General features: G+C 33.0%; 14 protein-coding genes and 1 pseudogene. 4 read left to right on the forward strand and 11 right to left on the reverse strand.

All coding sequences use genetic code 11. The annotated features are described in order from the left end of the window. Positions 1-2 precede the first annotated feature (2 nt). The 9 genes and pseudogenes from J2743_RS03970 to J2743_RS04010 form a co-directional block, all read right to left on the reverse strand. Positions 3-1,169: a glycosyltransferase family 4 protein gene (locus J2743_RS03970; protein WP_209625271.1), complete on the reverse strand. Its 1,167-nt coding sequence runs from the start codon at positions 1,167-1,169 to the stop codon at positions 3-5. 12 nt (positions 1,170-1,181) lie between these two features. Then, complete coding sequence (locus tag J2743_RS03975; protein ID WP_209625272.1) at positions 1,182-3,002, reverse strand: glycosyltransferase family 39 protein; 1,821 nt, start codon at positions 3,000-3,002, stop codon at positions 1,182-1,184. Positions 3,003-3,087: 85 nt separating this feature from the next. After that, positions 3,088-3,972, reverse strand: coding sequence for a glycosyltransferase family 2 protein (locus J2743_RS03980; protein WP_209625273.1), 885 nt, complete (start codon positions 3,970-3,972; stop codon positions 3,088-3,090). Beyond that, positions 3,969-5,042, reverse strand: coding sequence for a hypothetical protein (locus J2743_RS03985; RefSeq protein ID WP_209625274.1), 1,074 nt, complete (start codon positions 5,040-5,042; stop codon positions 3,969-3,971). The genes J2743_RS03980 and J2743_RS03985 overlap by 4 nt, the downstream gene beginning before the upstream one ends. 9 nt (positions 5,043-5,051) lie before the next feature. Beyond that, positions 5,052-6,098 (reverse strand): hypothetical protein, encoded by a 1,047-nt coding sequence (locus J2743_RS03990; protein WP_209625275.1) that lies wholly within the window; start codon positions 6,096-6,098, stop codon positions 5,052-5,054. Between the two features lie 2 nt (positions 6,099-6,100). Beyond that, a complete protein-coding gene (gene pssD, locus J2743_RS03995) occupies positions 6,101-7,111 on the reverse strand; it encodes a PssD/Cps14F family polysaccharide biosynthesis glycosyltransferase (protein ID WP_209625276.1) in 1,011 nt (336 codons plus the stop codon). After that, positions 7,108-8,244, reverse strand: a complete 1,137-nt coding sequence (locus J2743_RS04000) for a glycosyltransferase (RefSeq protein ID WP_209625277.1) — start codon at positions 8,242-8,244, stop codon at positions 7,108-7,110. Before J2743_RS04000 ends, pssD begins: the two co-directional genes overlap by 4 nt. 32 nt (positions 8,245-8,276) lie before the next feature. Continuing rightward, a pseudogene (locus J2743_RS04005) lies at positions 8,277-8,983 on the reverse strand (glycosyltransferase family 2 protein). Between the two features lie 109 nt (positions 8,984-9,092). Continuing rightward, positions 9,093-10,250 (reverse strand): nucleotidyltransferase domain-containing protein, encoded by a 1,158-nt coding sequence (locus J2743_RS04010; protein WP_209625278.1) that lies wholly within the window; start codon positions 10,248-10,250, stop codon positions 9,093-9,095. Between the two features lie 101 nt (positions 10,251-10,351). Here J2743_RS04010 and J2743_RS04015 point away from each other — a divergent pair, with 101 nt between their 5' ends. After that, positions 10,352-10,774: a hypothetical protein gene (locus J2743_RS04015; RefSeq protein ID WP_209625279.1), complete on the forward strand. Its 423-nt coding sequence runs from the start codon at positions 10,352-10,354 to the stop codon at positions 10,772-10,774. Between the two features lie 9 nt (positions 10,775-10,783). Here J2743_RS04015 and J2743_RS04020 read toward each other — a convergent pair whose 3' ends face one another. Continuing rightward, complete coding sequence (locus J2743_RS04020; protein ID WP_209625280.1) at positions 10,784-12,577, reverse strand: ABC transporter ATP-binding protein; 1,794 nt, start codon at positions 12,575-12,577, stop codon at positions 10,784-10,786. Next, positions 12,574-12,999 carry a lasso peptide biosynthesis B2 protein gene (locus J2743_RS04025; RefSeq protein ID WP_209625281.1) on the reverse strand — a complete coding sequence of 142 codons (426 nt, stop codon included), beginning with the start codon at positions 12,997-12,999 and terminating at the stop codon, positions 12,574-12,576. The genes J2743_RS04020 and J2743_RS04025 overlap by 4 nt, the downstream gene beginning before the upstream one ends. A 503-nt stretch (positions 13,000-13,502) precedes the next feature. On the opposite strand from J2743_RS04025, the gene J2743_RS04030 reads away from it, so the two are divergent. From J2743_RS04030 to J2743_RS04035, 3 genes are all read left to right on the forward strand, one after another. Further along, positions 13,503-17,495 (forward strand): Ig-like domain-containing protein, encoded by a 3,993-nt coding sequence (locus tag J2743_RS04030; protein WP_209625282.1) that lies wholly within the window; start codon positions 13,503-13,505, stop codon positions 17,493-17,495. Positions 17,496-17,602: 107 nt separating this feature from the next. Next, entirely contained in the window at positions 17,603-17,728 is a 126-nt protein-coding gene (locus J2743_RS12140; RefSeq protein WP_280904296.1) for a hypothetical protein, read from the forward strand. A gap of 82 nt (positions 17,729-17,810) precedes the next feature. After that, complete coding sequence (locus J2743_RS04035) at positions 17,811-18,737, forward strand: phosphoenolpyruvate carboxykinase (ATP) (protein ID WP_209625283.1); 927 nt, start codon at positions 17,811-17,813, stop codon at positions 18,735-18,737. Positions 18,738-18,761 lie beyond the last annotated feature (24 nt).

Here is an 18,761-nt window from a genome sequence, read left to right on the forward strand (position 1 = left end):
AATCACTCCAATAATTTATTATAGATAAATAAAGTATCTAAAGCTATTTTAGACCATTCTCGTTCTCTTTGAACATAATAACATCCATTTTTACCTAAATCCTTTGCCAATTTAGGATTATTTATTAGTTTAATCAAACTATCATAGATTTCGTCTGGATTTCTATCAGAAATTAGTATACCGTTAAAGTTAGGAATAATACTATCTTTAAGACCACCAACTTTAGTTGCAATTACAGGTTTTTGCATCGCCATCGCTTCAAGTGCTAAAATACAAGATGTTTCCTCTAACTCATTAATTGATACTGAAGGTATTACTACCACATCCGATGCTGCCATTAGAAGGGGCATGTCTTCATTTTCAACATTCCCTAAAAAAGATATCTTATCAAATATTTGTAATTTTTTACACAACTGAACTAAATCGTTTTTTAAGGATCCTTCACCAGCTAAAATCAAATTTGAATTAGGAAACTTATCTAATAATTTATTGAAAGCTTCAATTAAGTATATTTGACCATTATTGGGGACAAAAGATTTAGCATGAAAAATAACTAAGTCTTCTTTTAAAATTTTGAGTTTAGTTCTTGCAGTTTTTTTATCAATCCTAAAATCAAATTTTTTAGTATCCACGCCATTTGAAACAAAAAAAATATTATCTTTCTGTGCATCATAATCTTTTATTATCATTTTTCTTAATTTAGAACCGACACAAATAATTGCATCCGCTTTATCAACTTCTTTTTTTTCTAACCATCGGAGAAGTTTATAATGAATAGAATTACTTTTTAATCTTTTTTGGGCAACAGATTCTTTTGAAGAAATACCATGACATGTAATAACTTTTTTAACTTTAGTAAGAAAAAGAACATATATTAAATATGGACTTACGTTAAAGCCTTGTAGATGTATTATTTCATGATCTATCTTTCTTATCTCATATGATAATCTTAATAATGCTAAAAACGGTAAAAAGTGATATATTTTCCTTTTTTTAATAATAATAACTTTAGATCTCCCTTTTTTTATAACTTTTTTCTCATCACCAAATGAAATCATATTAAATTTTAATTCACTAAACTTGCTTAATTCATTAAATAAATTAACAGTATGTACTGAAACCCCTCCATTTATATTATTTGGCCATTTACCTAACATTAATACATTCATTTTTTAACCCGATTACTTATTTAGGTATATCTTTAAATTTCCATTATTGTAAAATTCAGTTGTATTAGTAGATAAATATTCATTGAAATCAGAATTAGGTTGGACGAGATCCATAAGTTTTTCAGGGCCATAAATTATTGTAAACCCTTTTTCAATATCATATTGCCTTACCACTAATATGCCGCTTCTATAAGAAGATGGATTTGAAGGATCAAGATAATTTTTAGAATATGGTTCTCGATTGATGAATACAATAAACTTTGAATTACCTTTTACATCGCTAATATTTGAATATTGGTATATAAAATTTGATGCATCTATTTCAGATGTAATTAATCCCGATCTAACAGCCATATCAGTTGAATATAAATTACTATTAGGATTAATAACTGGATTACTTATCAAAAGCAAAATTAAACTCGATACCATTATTATTTGTACATATTTTAATTTTTGGTTATCGGATATTTTAAAAAGAATATAAATACAAAAACCAGCCAATATAGATGAAAAAAACTCTATAAATGTAAACCATCTACTTGGAATACTTTGAGGGTATACAATCGCCAACAAATAAGGAATGGGTATAAAAATTAGAGTTATAACAGCAAGATAAAAAGCATTAGTCTTATATGATAATTTTGTATTTTTAAATTTAGCATAATTAGCCAATATGTAAAGTGATCCCATAATCGAGAGCATTATTAATAAAATAAATCCTAGATCAGAAAAAATTAAACTCCACTTATTTATATATGGAGATATAGTTGCAACTGATACTGAAGTGTAATCTGAAATTTCAAAAGCCTTTTTTATTGATAGAATAGAATAAGAAAATAAATTATTAGCACTAATATCACTTGGTTTCATCCACCAACTAACTGTTACCACTAAAAGCAATAAAATAGATGTTAAAGTTACTTTTTCTTTATTAAAATGAGTTTTTGATGTAATTAAAATTATCATCAAAGCAACAATTAATATTACTGGAGTCATTGGATGAACAAATATAAGTGCTAATAAGGATATTAAAAGGATTATTGTACGATTAACTGAACGAACTTCTTTATTAAATATTAAAAAAATTGTTAAAACAAATAGAACTATTGAGAATGTCCCTGGAAAGTAAAAATATTTGGATTGTGAAACATAAGGTGCAAATGAAATTAACAAAGTTGAAATTAAAGCAGTTTTTGAGTTGAAAATTTTTTTTGTTAATAAAAAAACAAATAATGGAACAATAATTTGAACTATTAACAAAATAAATTGAATTTCTTTAAAGCTACTGATTTTACCTAATTCAATAATATAAATAAATAATAAATGGAACACTGGATAATTAACATATTGGCCTTCTCCTACAATAAATCCTGCGTTTAAAGAATTTTTAATGAATTCGATATGATAAGGGGCATCATTTCCATAGGAATCTGGAAAAAGGAAAAGAAACGAAGAAAAGACTACAATATTTACAAATAGTATTTCGAATAAAATTATTTTTTCATTTATTATCGATAATTTGTTAATTAATAAGATTTGTGATAATATAATAACTGAAATTAAAAATACAACAATGAAAAATTCCCAGGGCAAATAATATTGTTCTAATGAGACTGAAAATATGTAGATTAACAAAACACATAAAAAAATGTATAAAATTATTGATATCTTAAGTAAATGTGACGAATTACCAATATTATTATTTTCATTATCTAATTTTATATATTTAAATTTTTGACTTAATAATAAAGACCCTAAAGCCCCAATCAAAAAAATTATTCCAACATATTCTTTATTATAATTATAAATGATTGATAAAATAGTTGCTGACAACCCCCCAATAATATAGATAGTTAAAAACAATTTAAATATCATTTTAGGATTAGTAAGAAACTTTTTCATCTTCTACGTCCTTCATTTACCTTTTAAAATATTTTATTATTTGTTTTAATCGATTTTTACCATAATATTCTCTGATTTCCTTGTCATGAAATTTTTCTTCATGTTTTAATGTGGCTAATAAAAATCCCAACAACATTGGTAAAAATTGATAGTATGGTGGAATCTTTCTAGAATTTTCGAATGCGTTTAGCATAGCAATTAAAGGATGATAACCAAGAATATACATATATCTACCTTTCAACTTTGAACCTTCCCAAACGCCAATTTTCGATCCACCCAACCGATTCTTCCTAAAATAAGTTTTATTTACTACTTTCACATTCCATCCCCTATTTAACGCTTTTATTAATAGTATTGTGTCTGGAGACGGTGCCAATGGATAACCCCCAAACTTTTCAAAAAAATCAACTCTATACAATCTTATATCATTAAAATTGCTTAAAATATTGTTATATGATTTTTTTATAATAAATTCATTACCATTTCGAACTAATTTTTGAATTCCACATGTTATTGCTAATTTTCCATCATTAATCATTTCTTTTGACAAAATTTCAAAATAATCTTCACTTAAGATAGGCGTTGCGTCAGTTTTACCAATTAACGAGTATTTAATGTTATAATCTATGCATGTCTTCTTTAATAATTCATAACCTTCATTAATAGCTTCAGAAAAATTCAAATGTCCATAACCATTCTCAAAGAAAACTTTTTGTTTAGTAACAATAATCCAATCATATTCTTTGGCCAGTTCATTCAGTAAATAAAAAGTATTATCCTCACTGCCACTATCAACAATTACCCAACATACAGGTCTTTTCGTTTGGTTAAAAACCGTCTCTTTTAAAGTATGAATATTTTTTTCTTCATCTTTAAGTGGGGTAATCAAAACATAATTCATTGAAAATCCTCTATCATTGTGAATATTTTCTTAAGCGTTGTCTCATTATATTTTTCAGGAATATTGATCTCATATAACGTAATATTTTTAAATGATTCATATAAATTATTCTCAAGATTAACCCAATATTCGGCTATATTTCCACTATTAAATATATACGAATAGGCCAATAAATAATTAGGAAAATTATTTTTGCCAACAATCGATGAAAGAGATGAATTATACATTTCTCCTTTATTATTATTTATTATACTAGTTAAAATCTGGTGATTTTCATCCTGTTTAATAGTAGGTTCCGCTTTATTCTTAAATCTCTTGAGTAAGAATCCCTTATTAAATATAAAAGATTGATTTTCCCAAAATTCGGCTGATTTTTTATACTTAAATGATTGATAAAGGAATTTAAATTTATCTGTAAAACTTAATTCTTCTCTACCAACACCCACGGTATATTCAAATAATTGAGGATAAACAGGAAAACTAAATGCCTTTTTTCTATCCAAATCTAGAATAACCTTGTCATCTCCCAAAATTCTATACCCTCTTTTAAGACCCTCTAATATGATAGTTGTCTTAAGACTTCCTTCAGTACCAAAAAATAGCTCAGAATTATTATTCATTGATATAGATCCCGCATGTGCCAAAAAATAACCTTTAAATCCTAATAGTAATTCTATCACTGGTTTTAATACAACTTCAAATGCTAAAGCATCTGCAAAAATGTATTTATAAATCCCTTTAATATTTCCATTAAAATTAATGGTAACGGGAGGTTCTTCTAAACCTTCAATTTCCAATTTCCAATTAGCAGAGTTCCCATAATCCTCAACGTACAAGTAATTTTCATTAATATGATACTTATGATCAACCAAATAATTCTCTTTAAATTTGGGTTTAAAATCACCTATATTCATACAAATATCTACATCTTTTCCAATATGATCAACTTCGAAATAAGAAAGCGGATTATTTAAAGAAGTGGCGCCAAATAATGTCCCTTTTTCATTGTTTATTTCTAAGTTAATTAAACCATGAATAGAAAAATGTTTAGTTAAATTTTGATTTTTCATGTGATCCCATCAAATAATTTCATCTATTTTTTTTAGAAGCTCATCAAAGCTGTAATGACCATCAGTTAATATTTCATAAAAATTGATGTTTTCAGATAAATTCTGGTCTAAAATTTCTAAATATAAATCCCAGTGTTTTGAAAATTTTTTTCCAGGGAAAATATAAGAATATATTTCAATATACTGATTAAAAAAAGGAAATTCCAACATTTGGTTATAAAATATTTTTTTAAGTGCCCTTTCACGTTCAATTTTTTTAATAATTAGTTGATTTTCTCCTCGTTCGATCGGTTTAATTATAAAAACTGTGCTCAGAGAAGAATGTGAAGTTAAATCACTGATTCTTTGCGGATTTATCTTTGTGAAAAATTTCGCATAGCCCCTACTCAATTTATAAACAAAATTCTTGAAAGTTATAGATAGTTTTTCGGTTTTTTTTAAGTTTTTGAGAATAATCTCCGATAAATTATATGTAAAAAGGCTTAATGAAGTTGGAAAACCGAAAATAATACCATTTTTCAGCATGAGATAATTATCGCTTAAAAAGTTATAATCATGATTTAATGACTCTAAAGCAAGTGAAGTTTTACCTCCACCTCCTCGTGCGGAAAAAATTACGGCTTTACCGTTTTTACTAATTCCCGATGCATGAATCAACGAATAAGATTTCTGTAAAAGTTTCCACTGGATTAAAAAATCGATTACATTCCCTGTAATGAAAATTCTGCCGGATGTATTGAAATCAATATTAACCGTGGTTGTTTTTTTATCCCATCCAATAACTTCAAAACTCCAATCTGCACCCTTATACGACTCTTTTTTTACATGAAAATAATCAGACCCAATATAATATTTACTATAACCTACAACATACTTGTCTTCAGTTTTAGGGGTGAAATTACCTAATTTTATGACAAGATCAACTTTTTCAGGCATTTCAACTACTTCAAAATTTTGATAATGTTTATAGAAAGTATCAAATAACTTTAAATTAGTATTATCTATAACTATAAAATTCAAAACGCCTTGTGCTGAAAAATATCTCTGGTTTCCCAAAATTACACCTGCAAATTTGATTTCAATGCTTCCTTAAGATAATTTAAAAAATTTGATTGATTACTATCTTTAAAAGTTGTTCTTTGACTAAGTTTGTCAATATTTATTATAAAATTATATATATCCTTTTCACTACAAGCTACATGTGCGATAGATGATTTGTTCAGAACTTTTGCAAATTCGAGTTGATGATCATCAATAAGTTCATTGTATTTTTCAAGTCTTGGAAAAACAATTAAATTATCATTATTTTCCAAAATGTTTATAACGTTTCCTACTCCTGCATGAGAAACAACAATCTTTGCTTGCTGATTCATCATATTAAATTCATCTAAATCCGAGGTGAAATCCAAATAATCGGCATTTTTTGGCGTGTAATCTGTTCTCCCCAATTGTATTATAACTTTTTCAGGAATAACCTTTGCCAAATCATCCATAATCTTAACTAAGCGCGGAAAAGATGCAGTTCCCACCGTTACGAATATGAAGTTGTTCTTAGATTTATTTTCATCAATTTCTATCGTTTCAAGGATGTTTCCCTTAAATATTGCGTCTTTATATTTTTTAGCCAAAAATTCCCATTGTACTATGAACAAGTTGGCAATATGAAGTAATATTTTCCCAGTTCCAGACAGTTCGGTTACCCTTGTTAAAGTTTCAACAAAGATAGTTCTTATCCTTAATATTTTAGCGATTAAAAAAGCAGGAATCGCTATTTCAGATCCTGTAGATAAAATAAGGTCTGGTCTTTCCTTTATAAGTATTATGAACTCATTGAATGATAAATAAATCATTGCATAAATTATAAACAGAAATTTGAGTGGTTTGCTTTGATCTACCCTTTTTATTAGAAAGTTCTTAACATAATATATTTTTTTAATCCTAGGGATATCTAAAGTGAAAGCTTCATCGTGAGTTATTAAAATTATGTCATCATGAACTTCAGATGCAGAAATTAGCTTCAAACCCTCAATTAAATGTCCACCTGGTGAACATACTAAACATATTTTCATAACAATCGTTCTAAAATATTTTCTAGTCTTTTTGTTTGCATTTCCCAATTGTAATTCAATTTAACGATCCTTCTTCCATTTTTTCCCAATTTTCTTGCTAAATTATGATTTTCATAGAGTAATTTAATCATATTTGCATAATCATTTTCATCAGAAACATATAAAATATCTTCTAAGAATTGGTTTGTCAATGAATCAAGTTTTGTGGATATCACAGGTTTTTCACATGCCATATACTCAAATAACTTAATAGGTAGTGCGTTATGAGCAATACCATCTAAATGAAAAGGTATAATTCCTACATCCATTGCCGATATATATTTAGGAACTTGTGAATAAGGAATCATCCCAGCAAATATCACCCGATCAGACACCCCACATTTAACGGCTAGTTCCTTTGTTTCTTTAAACCTACCTTCTCTTCCCACAATTAATAATTTGATTTCTGGATCCAAAAATTTAATCGCTTTAAAAACAGGTTTAAAATCTACCCATTCTCTTAACACCCCAACATATCCTATTATAAACCCATCTAACCCTAATTCTTTTTTAAAATTTTTGTAATATGAAAATTCTTGGGTGTCAACCCCATTTGGTATTATATTAACCTTTTGTTTTTGTATGTGATTGTTATTCCTGAGCTCTGGTGTTGTCAAAGTCACAGCTTCAGAAATTCTAATGCATTTTTTTAGGTAATAATCACCCATAAGTCCACCAATTGGCCTTAAAAATCTAGGTATCTGTGGTGATTTTCGTATCATCCCCGGTAAATCATCAGCAAGATCAAATACTGTTTTGAAATATTTTGACATTCTATATCCTGTAATTAAACTATTATAATTGAAGTGAACATCAAAATCTTCTTTTGAAAGTTCTTTTATCTTCTTTGTAAACAAGAGTTCTTGTAAGAAAGGCATGACCTTTCTATCAGTCAAATAGTGATAATCAATTTTATAAAATATATCATCAAAACCAGATGAATAAAGTTCCAGATCACCTTGTTCTCCCTTCCACCAATCATTTACACTAAGAACAGAGACATCGTGATTTTTGGATAAATACTTCACAAATTGATGGGGCCTGTTATGTTGAGATTTCTTCAAATCAACTACTGATGTTATAATAATTTTCATTACCGTAACCTTACTGATTTCTGATTGTTATTTTATTGGGATATGGTACTGTTTAATAAATACCCTTTTTCCACGTAATATCTTTTTACGGGGAGCATTTCAAATTCATAATCATGATAAACAACTGATTCTGGGACATACAATATCTTCAGACCTTTAGCATTAATCCTCCAGGAAAGTTCAGAATCCTCCATGTAGAGGAAAATGTTTTCATCAAAACATCCCAATTCCAGGAAATTCTTCCGCGAAATAGCAAAACATGCCCCTGATAATCCATTAACAAACATTGAATCGTTCCAAGCATCTGGTTTTTCTCCCACACCCCTAGTGAAAGCCATTCCAGTGAAGTGCTGTTTATTGCCACAGGTATTAATCTTTTCTCCATTATAAACCAGGATCTTGGGAATTGTTATAATATTTGGATTTTCAGCAAGAGGTTTAAGGAGATTATCAATAGAATCATGTTTTAACTTAGTGTCTGGATTTAATATAACCAAAAAATCATGGGTGGAATATTCAACCCCTAAATTAATCGCAGATCCATATCCTGTATTCTCAGGATTTTTTATTAATTTGACATCCGAAAATGCTCTTCTATGAACCCTGGAGTGCTATCTGTTGATACATTATCAACCACAATTATTTCTAGGGATTTGTCATTGTAGATCGTTTTTAGGCATTCTTCTATGTGATGCCTGTGATTATGGTTTACTATGATCACTGATACTGAGGTGCTCATTAAAAATATCCTTCCTTGAAATCAATCTTGCCTTACTATCAAATTGGTATTAGTTCTTAATTATATATCTTTTGTGGAGTTATTTAAGAATAATTTTTTCAATAACCTATTAAAATAATTTATATCTTTTCAGAAGGTTTAATGGGCGATAAATGTAATATATGAAAAAAAGGGATGGTGGTAGGTCTAGATTGTTCAATTCATAGAAAGATGGATTAAAAATCCCACTAAAAACATCTTTTATCCCATCAATTTTTTTCTCCCTTAACCTATAACTTATTTGCATATCCTCTATTAAACTATTTTCCAATTTATCCGAAAATAATCTGTTAACGAACCTATCTGATACCTTTATCACTTCAGTATCATAAAACTTTGATATGATAGGTCCCAGTTTTAAATTAAGAAGTAACTGACATAGATATAGATTGATAAATAAAATTTTTTGAATAGAGAGTTGTTGGGATATTTTTAAAACTTGCGACCAATCGATCTTCTGGTTATTTATTAGAGTTGAAATATCCGCCAGCCATGCTAATCGACTCCACTGATGGCTCGCATTGTGTATTGAAAGTATCAAAATAAGATTTTCCGGAGAGATTTTTGGAATCGGGACCCCTCCAATATCCAATGAAGCAAGATTGTCTAAAAAGATTTCCTCAGCATTTGAAGGTAAATTTAGAAAAACTCCGGAAAATTTCCAGTGTACTTCAAGGGAAATTCCTTTACTTTCATGGAGGAACTTTAATTCACGTTGAGAATTCAGATAATTTCGTTCCTGAGCTGCATCCAGATCAAATTCAGGCCTATAACCCTTAGAAATCAATATTTCCTTAACATGAGGAACATCATCTTTTTTCACCAAAAGATCAAGATCACCGAACTGGCGCATTGAAATGTTATCATAAGCTTGTAGGGCTAAGATAGGGCCTTTATATGGGACTGATTCAATATTGTGATTATTTAAAGTTTTTATAACTTCAATGAGTTCTTGCATGAAAAATAAATTCTTTTTAGCGTTGTTGTTTAAAAATCCTTTTAAAATACCCATAAATTCAGATGGAATTTCATCTGGACAGATACGATTGAGTTGCCAGTAGAGTAATGACTGTAAACCATGCATCAAAGCAATATTAAGAAGATAATCCCAATTTAAACTACATTGAACTAAGTTTTTTATTCTCTGTTCAGTAACATCGTCAATAACTGTGTGAGCACAACAAAGCAGTAATTCTTCTTCTGCCTTGAATTTAATAGTTGAATCCATTGAATCGCCAAATGTGATCAGTTTTCCTTAAAACATTTTTCATATATCTATTAATATAATAAATTACAAGTTAATGATTGTAATGGTTCAGGGAGAATAACATGCAAAAATCGTCAATTGTTCTAACTATTCTTTTATTAGGATTTTTCGTTGGAATAGTAAGTTCCTCGGGTTGTATTGATACTAATAAGACAGGTAATGTATGGGGTGAGAAAAAAATCTCAATAGATGCTATTAAAATATCAAATAACACCACAGGCAACTACAGTGAACAAAACGAGTCAAGATATTATGTCTATGGATATTTGGAAAATGACAATCCATATGAAGCTTTGAATGTTAAAATAAGAGTCACAGTATTTGGTTACAACGGAACTGAAATTGCTGTTAATGAGACCCCATATATAGATCCCAAAAGTATACCTGCTCAGGGAGAATCCTTCTTCTATGCCCGTTTTTCAGATCCTGACAAGAAGATTACCAAATATGAAGTTAAAATTATAAGTGCAAAGGCAGAATACTGAAACTCCCTATTAATTAACACCTTGAGCCCCACAAATATCCGAAAACCATCCTTTTTCCTTTTTCAATTCATCCCATGTTCCTGACTCCAAGATCGTCCCATTATCAACCAGATAAATGTAATCCGCGTTTTTAATGGTGGAAAGTCTGTGGGCGATCATCAAGATAGTTATATCACCATGAAGGTCGTCAATGGCCTTTATAATCTTTTTCTCATTATCTGAATCCAGATTACTGGTTGCTTCATCCATTATCAAAAGAGAAGGGTTCCTTAAAAGAGCCCGTGCCAGTGCCAGGCGTTGCCTCTCCCCACCAGATAAACGAACACCCCTATCACCAATAATAGTATCCAGACCTTCAGGTAGTCTGTAAACAAAGTCATATGCTGCGGCCAGTTTCAAAGCATGATTCAACTCCTCCTCATCAGCATCAGGACATGCCAGAAATAAATTAAAACGAATACTCTCATTGAAAAGAAAAGTTTCCTGGGCAACATAACCAATTTTACTCCTCCAGGAAGCAATGGATTTTTTTAAAACCGGTACTCCATCAAGAGATACTTCCCCTTCCTCTGGTCTGATAAGTCCCATAACCAGATCAGCCACTGTACTTTTACCTGCCCCCGATGGTCCGGCAATGGCTGTGGTTTTCCCTGCAGGTATCCTTAGATCCATATCTTTTATGGTGAAGTGGTCTTCACCCCTATATGAAAACTTAACCTTTTGAAAGCGGATTTCCTGTTTCAATTCTATTTTTTCATCTCCAGATCCTGCATCCTCACTATTTTCCAGACACTCATTCTCCAAATTCATCACATTCTCAAATGCAGGTAACATGTTGGTGAAGTACTGGTAGGCCCGTTGTATGGTGGAAAACTGGGGAATCATCCTTACAAATAGGTAAATCAGTAAAAAAAGACTGGCTGTGGGTAATTTCACCACTTCAATAAGGATAAACACCATAACTGCAAGAACCATCACGGTCCCCACATCAAATAACAGTTTCACATCCACATAACTCTTAATCGCATCCAAATAATTAAAGGCAACTTGGTCTGCCTGTACTCCGAATAATTTAATGTTTTCATTCTGCATTCCAAAACTTTTAATGGTTTTCATACCATCCAGGTGCTGCATAATAGAGTAGTAGAGATCCCGGGTGGTGGTGGTTATTTGCTCACCAACAAAACGTGATCTACTTGCTTTTCTCCTCAAAATAAGAAGAATTACAACTCCCACTGCAAATATCACCCCTGTGATGACACCTGCCAATTCAAGGGCAAAAACAATGTAAACCATTAAAATCATTATCCCTGATATGAAAGTTAAAAACTGACCAGTGCCTGTACTTATTCTGTCTATTTCATTGGTAAGAGCATGGGCAAAGTTAGATGATTTCATTCTAGAGAAAAATAACCAGTTAGAACTGGTGATGGCATTGTAAAGACGTTTTCTAAGGTGGGCTGCAAATTGATACTGTATTTCTGAGGTTTTAATGGACTGATATCTGGTTAAAACTGCGCCTATGCTTATCAACATCACATAAATTACCAGTACCATTACCAAGGTTGGTTGCAATCCAAAATATGTAAAAAAAGCAGATACTAATCCTGCGATCTGGCCCAGTGATCCCTGTCCCACATCCAGACCCACCAGTCCTAAAAGAGGCACTAACATTAAAAGACCCAGTGCTTCTGTGAAACTTAAAAAAACCATTAAAATTAAGGCTATTGTAACCTTTCTGGGCATTAACTGTGTTAAGTTTCGAGAGTACTGGCCAAGTAGGCTGTTTTTTAGATATTTCATGATCCACCATCAATATCCAGTATAGTTTTATAATCTTTCTCAGATTCCCCTAAAACCACATTTTCACCATATTCCAGCCAGGCATGGGCTTCAAAGACTCCGTCTTCATTTGAAACTCCTATTTTTATGAGAGTATGGTAACCATATTTGGAGAATAATATATATCCTGCCAGTGCCTGCACCAGGCAGGTTGCCCGGGGAACATACCTGGAAGCCATATGTATCATAAACCTGATTCTATTCATTGGAACTTTCATATCACTTCGAGAAAAGTAACTGGCAATTTTCTGGACTCTTTTTTGAACAAAAGAAAAAGGGAAAAGCCAGAGCATGAAACGAACTTCCATAACCCAGAATAGAGATTCAATAGCCACCATTTTATCCTGGGAAGATAATTTTATGAAACTTGAAATTATGGACATGTTTATCCTTCTAAAATAATGATCCTTAATTTTGTTATTGTAACTTATAATATATCAGAAGGCGATCCTAGAAGTAGATCATAGTCATCACCAGTACCTCTTTCTGTGCCGATATTCACAAACTTCTTTTGATAGCTACCTCCACCTTAGATAATACACATATTTGTCCAGTCTTTTGTGACTTTTTTCACATAGTTATATATTAAAAAGCAAATTTTATAAGTAATAATCACAAATTTTTAATAGTCAGAATATTTACCTTCAAAACTTATATTGATAGACGACTTTTTCCGTGTTTTTGTGAATATTGTCACGAGCTATAATGAAGTTTGTGACGTTATTCACACATTTATAGGTGGTTATAGGAATCTTTATATACATATATTCACATAAGAAAAAACAACGAATATTATGATCACGAGATTATATTGCTCACGACCACCAACGGGTGCAATATATGCTAAAAATATTATTTGAATTTGATGGGGGAATAAGAAATTAGGATGAAAAAACAATCATTAATGTTTATCATGGCTATCTTATTAGTCCTTACTCTTTGTGGTACTGTAGCCGCCGCAAATGACAAAGAGAAAAAAAAGGACGTGACTGAAGAAAACATCACAGAAAACGTAACCACAACTGGTGGTTGCGATCCTATAATCAATGGTACAGTAACCATTGAAGAATATGGTCGTACAAGAGCACTACCCAACGCCACAGTCACTGTAAGTTCAACCAGTGACCGGATTCTGGGCATGGCCACTACCGATGAAAACGGATATTATTCTATCAGCTTTTTCAGCGCTGATACTATTTTTAAAGTAACAGCCAGCTATATTGGGTGCGATTCTGTCACCAACAGTAGTGTATTTGTGACCTTAAACCTGACGGACAATACCGCATATGGCACTGCTGATTTCCTACTAACCCCTATCGAAGCAGAATATATTGGTTTGGGACGTTATAGTTCAGTTTATATGAAATATTATAATGATTATGGAGCTGCAGGAGTTATGAGAGTAAGAATTCCTGCAGATGGTGGTACAACCTATAATGCGTTTTGTATTGATATATACACCCCTATTTCCTCCGGTAACACTCTCTTAGTTAACGGTCCTCTGCCTGGAACTGCAGGAGATCTACCTGAAGGGGTGGATTGGGGTAAAGTAAACTACATACTCACCCACTATGTAAATAACTACCTTTCCAATAATGAAGCTGCAGCCATCCAGTGTGCCATCTGGTACTACACCTCAGCACCATACGGAGTTTACCCCGGAAACAACTCAGAACACCCTGGATATTACCAGTTCATGACTTACAGCCCCAGATACATCTCTGGTTTAAGAGCCCCCTATGATGGAGTTATGGAAGGCTGGTGGAATTATGATTATACTGTTTATAACAGGGCATGGCAGATCATAGATGATGCTGAATCCATCAACTATCCCTCTCAAATATCAATAGATCCTGAAACAGTCAGAGTACCCAACGGTGGAAGCACCACCCTAACCACCACTGTAACCGATCAGGAGGGTAACCCTATGAGTGGGGTTACTGTGAACTTCTCCACTACCAGTGGTTCATTCTCATCCAGTTCAAGTGTTACCACCACCACAGCCACAACCAACAGCAATGGACAGGCAACTGTAACCATATACGGCAGGTACAGTTACAACACCAGTGCCACCGTACTTACCTGGGTACAGCTACAGAAATACGGAACTTTACTATATGACGATTACTTAAACCCTAAACAGAACTTAGTTGTAGCTGACATGGTTCCCTACACCCTGCAGGCTATCAGTATTGTGAACTTTGATGTGACAGCCAATGTGGCCCTATCACAGAATTCCACCACACCGGTGAATGTGGGTGATACAGTAACCTATGTGGTAACTGCCACCAACAACGGACCCAACACTGCCACAGGAATACTCATAAGTGACATTGTTCCTGCAGAATTAAGCAATATTACCATCACCCCCTCCAATGGTGCTCAATACTATAACTCCAACACTGGAGTTTGGACCATAGCCTCACTGGCCAATGGAGCCAGCGCCACCTTAACCATAACCGGAACTGCCACCGCAGCCATGGCCGGATTAAACACCACCAACACTGCCACCAGAATTGCTCAAGACCAGTACAACAGTTTATCTAACACTACCAGTGCAGTGGTTTACACTAAACTATCAGATCCCATCATTACCCAGACTGTAAACAGTCAGGACACTGGGTCAGTAACTGTGAATGTGGGCGATAACGTTACTATCATTGTTAACGCTTACTGCAGCGGACCGGATGATGCAACTAACATCCAAATTGAAGATATAATCCCTGTAGGGCTTGAAAATGTTACTGTAATCCCCTCTGTGGGAATTTACGATTATAACACTGGTATCTGGACCATTGACTTCCTGGAAAAATTCACCAATGCCACTTTAACCATAGCTGGTCAGGCAGGAGCAGCCATGGCTGGAATCAACATAACCAACCATGCTGAAGAAATTTATCAGACTGAATACAACCCTACCCCTGGTAACAGTACCAGTATTCCAGTTTACACTAAACTGGCTGATGTTACACTCACCCAAACTGGAAGTTACCTGAGTGACGTGGTGACTTTCATAGTTACTGCAACAAACAACGGCCCAGACACAGCCACCAACATCAATATTGAGGATATTATTTCTGCAGGATTGACCGGAGTTACAGTTACACCTTCCGCTGGAACCAGTTATGCTGATGGTGTGTGGACTATTCCAAGTTTAGCTTATCTTGCAAGTGCAACACTGAATATAACTGGAACTGCTACACCACAAACTACTGTAACGAACACCGCAAACAAGACTACTCAGAGTGAATATGATCCTAATACGCCTGATATTTCAACTGTTAATGTGTACGTACCTTGTGTTAACATGTATGTGTTGCAGTATCCATGGTATTATGATACAAAAGCAGGGACTTACCAGACAAAATCTGCCTACCATAACACCATAGTTTACACCGTTGATGTGAGAAACATAGGACCCGATGATGCATCCGGAATAATAATCAAAGAAATTATAGGAACCGGATACGAGTTCCTCAGCTTCACCACTCAAGGTGTAGGAACCGCCACATACGATGAATTAACCAGAACAATAACCTGGATCATAGACTACATGCCCAAAAACGGAATGGCATGGCTACAAATATCCCTACTGGTAAATGGAACCGGCAACAACACACCCAACCTAGCTGTCAATGCAAGCCTATACCACGTCGACCAATACGACACACCAAACAACTACAAAAACAAAAATTACTCTATATACGTAGCACCCAACGCCGACATCCAAATAAACCAAACCCAACAAACATCCACCGAAGGAAACGACCAATATGTCACATACACCATAACCGCAACCAACAACGGACCAGACACCGCAACTGGAGTCCAAATAACCGACACACTACCAACCGGTTTAATATTTGACAGTTACACCACCACCCAAGGAAGCTACAGCAACGGAATATGGACCATCGGAACAATCACCAACGGAACCACAGCCACACTCACCATAAAAGCAAAAATTAACACAACCACAGGAACCATCAAAAACACCGCCACCAAAACAGGCGAAACAGAAAATGACTGGAACTACGACAACAACGCACAAACAACCATTCTTGATCTGTCAGGAAATTACACTCCAACCGTTAATATGTATGTGTTGCAGTATCCATGGTATTATGATACAAAAGCAGGGACTTACCAGACAAAATCTGCCTACCATAACACCATAGTTTACACCGTTGATGTGAGAAACATAGGACCCGATGATGCATCCGGAATAATAATCAAAGAAATTATAGGAACCGGATACGAGTTCCTCAGCTTCACCACTCAAGGTGTAGGAACCGCCACATACGATGAATTAACCAGAACAATAACCTGGATCATAGACTACATGCCCAAAAACGGAATGGCATGGCTACAAATATCCCTACTGGTAAATGGAACCGGCAACAACACACCCAACCTAGCTGTCAATGCAAGCCTATACCACGTCGACCAATACGACACACCAAACAACTACAAAAACAAAAATTACTCTATATACGTAGCACCCAACGCCGACATCCAAATAAACCAAACCCAACAAACATCCACCGAAGGAAACGACCAATATGTCACATACACCATAACCGCAACCAACAACGGACCAGACACCGCAACTGGAGTCCAAATAACCGACACACTACCAACCGGTTTAATATTTGACAGTTACACCACCACCCAAGGAAGCTACAGCAACGGAATATGGACCATCGGAACAATCACCAACGGAACCACAGCCACACTCACCATAAAAGCAAAAATTAACACAACCACAGGAACCATCAAAAACACCGCCACCAAAACAGGCGAAACAGAAAATGACTGGAACTACGACAACAACGCACAAACAACCATCTTAACGCTGAGAAATAGAAATGATATTTAAAGAGATATCCTTAATTTTTTATAAACTTTTTTATATACTCAAGTTAAATTAGAAGAATAAAGAAAATTTGTTCCAATAACTATTAAGATAAATAATGTTGTGATACAATGGGAAAAAAATCAACTTATCAAAAACCCAAACTCAAATTACATGGAACCATAGAAACACTTACTAAAGGGACCGGACCTGGCCAAGGAGAAGGAGATAATTTCGCCCCATCAATCCCACCATAAATATATTTATAAACTGTTTTACGGGATCTTGGAGATGTAGATTGAAAATTATAGCTTTCTCCTCATTTAAATTTTTATTCTGATGAAAATGGCGAAATTTTATTATCATATACATGGATTAAATGTTAAATCTTCATTATATTTCCCTGAATTAATATCTGGAAATCCAAATTCAGATGTTAATATCTACTTGGGTAGATCTGATTTTTTCAATAATTTACTACCAGATGAAAACAAAACAGGTTTTAGTAAAATAATTTTTTCATCAAAGGATATAGTATATCTATGGGATAACCAACCTATTTTTAGAGTTAAATCAGGAAAAAAAATTATCATCAATCCAGAAATAAGTACAAAAACTATGTTTAATAGGTACCTTATCTTAGGTCAGGGTATGGGAACATTGCTCATGCAAAGGGGAATGTTAGTACTACATGCTAGTGCCGTGAATATTGATGGGGGTGCTGTTGCTTTTATTGGATGTTGTGGGGATGGCAAATCAACTATCGCAACTACAATGAACAAGATAGGTTATTCATTTGTCACTGATGATATTTTGACTGTTAAATTTGATGAAATAAATAAACCATCTGTTTTCCCAAGTTTTCCAAAAGCTAAATTGGATGAGAATACAATAATATACATGAAGGATAAACCTGATTCATTTCAAAAAATACATCCTGAAACAAAAAAATACTCATACAACATAATAGACAATTTTTCGCTAAATTCTTTACCACTTAAAAATATTTATATACTTGAAAATAGCAATAAAAACGACATTATAAGCCTAAAAGCTGAAGACGCCTTAATAGAATTAATAAAGAATTCGTACGCTAATAATTTATTTAGTGATACTGAAAGGGAAAAAAACCTTTTTCAATGTGCAAATCTAGTTAAAAAAGTTCCTGTAAAACGTTTAAAAATACTCAAGTCATTGAATAAACTAGAAAATCTAATAAAAATTGTTGAAAAAGATGTTAACTCTAAAAATAAATACAAACCTTAACACAGACTATTTATTAGTATCTAC

Origin of the sequence: Methanobacterium petrolearium (assembly GCF_017873625.1) — an archaeon.
GTDB lineage: Archaea > Methanobacteriota > Methanobacteria > Methanobacteriales > Methanobacteriaceae > Methanobacterium > Methanobacterium petrolearium.

Excerpts from the sequence above, each read along its gene's own strand:
- J2743_RS04020 (WP_209625280.1), bottom strand. The coding sequence starts at position 12,577 with ATGAAATATCTAAAAAACAGCCTACTTGGCCAGTACTCTCGAAACTTA.
- J2743_RS03985 (WP_209625274.1), bottom strand. The coding sequence starts at position 5,042 with ATGAAAAATCAAAATTTAACTAAACATTTTTCTATTCATGGTTTAATT.
- J2743_RS03980 (WP_209625273.1), bottom strand. The coding sequence starts at position 3,972 with ATGAATTATGTTTTGATTACCCCACTTAAAGATGAAGAAAAAAATATT.
- J2743_RS04035 (WP_209625283.1), top strand. The coding sequence starts at position 17,811 with ATGAAAATGGCGAAATTTTATTATCATATACATGGATTAAATGTTAAA.
- J2743_RS04030 (WP_209625282.1), top strand. The coding sequence starts at position 13,503 with ATGAAAAAACAATCATTAATGTTTATCATGGCTATCTTATTAGTCCTT.
- J2743_RS04015 (WP_209625279.1), top strand. The coding sequence starts at position 10,352 with ATGCAAAAATCGTCAATTGTTCTAACTATTCTTTTATTAGGATTTTTC.
- J2743_RS04000 (WP_209625277.1), bottom strand. The coding sequence starts at position 8,244 with ATGAAAATTATTATAACATCAGTAGTTGATTTGAAGAAATCTCAACAT.
- J2743_RS03970 (WP_209625271.1), bottom strand. The coding sequence starts at position 1,169 with ATGAATGTATTAATGTTAGGTAAATGGCCAAATAATATAAATGGAGGG.
- J2743_RS04025 (WP_209625281.1), bottom strand. The coding sequence starts at position 12,999 with ATGTCCATAATTTCAAGTTTCATAAAATTATCTTCCCAGGATAAAATG.
- J2743_RS12140 (WP_280904296.1), top strand. The coding sequence starts at position 17,603 with ATGGGAAAAAAATCAACTTATCAAAAACCCAAACTCAAATTACATGGA.
- pssD (WP_209625276.1), bottom strand. The coding sequence starts at position 7,111 with ATGAAAATATGTTTAGTATGTTCACCAGGTGGACATTTAATTGAGGGT.
- J2743_RS04010 (WP_209625278.1), bottom strand. The coding sequence starts at position 10,250 with ATGGATTCAACTATTAAATTCAAGGCAGAAGAAGAATTACTGCTTTGT.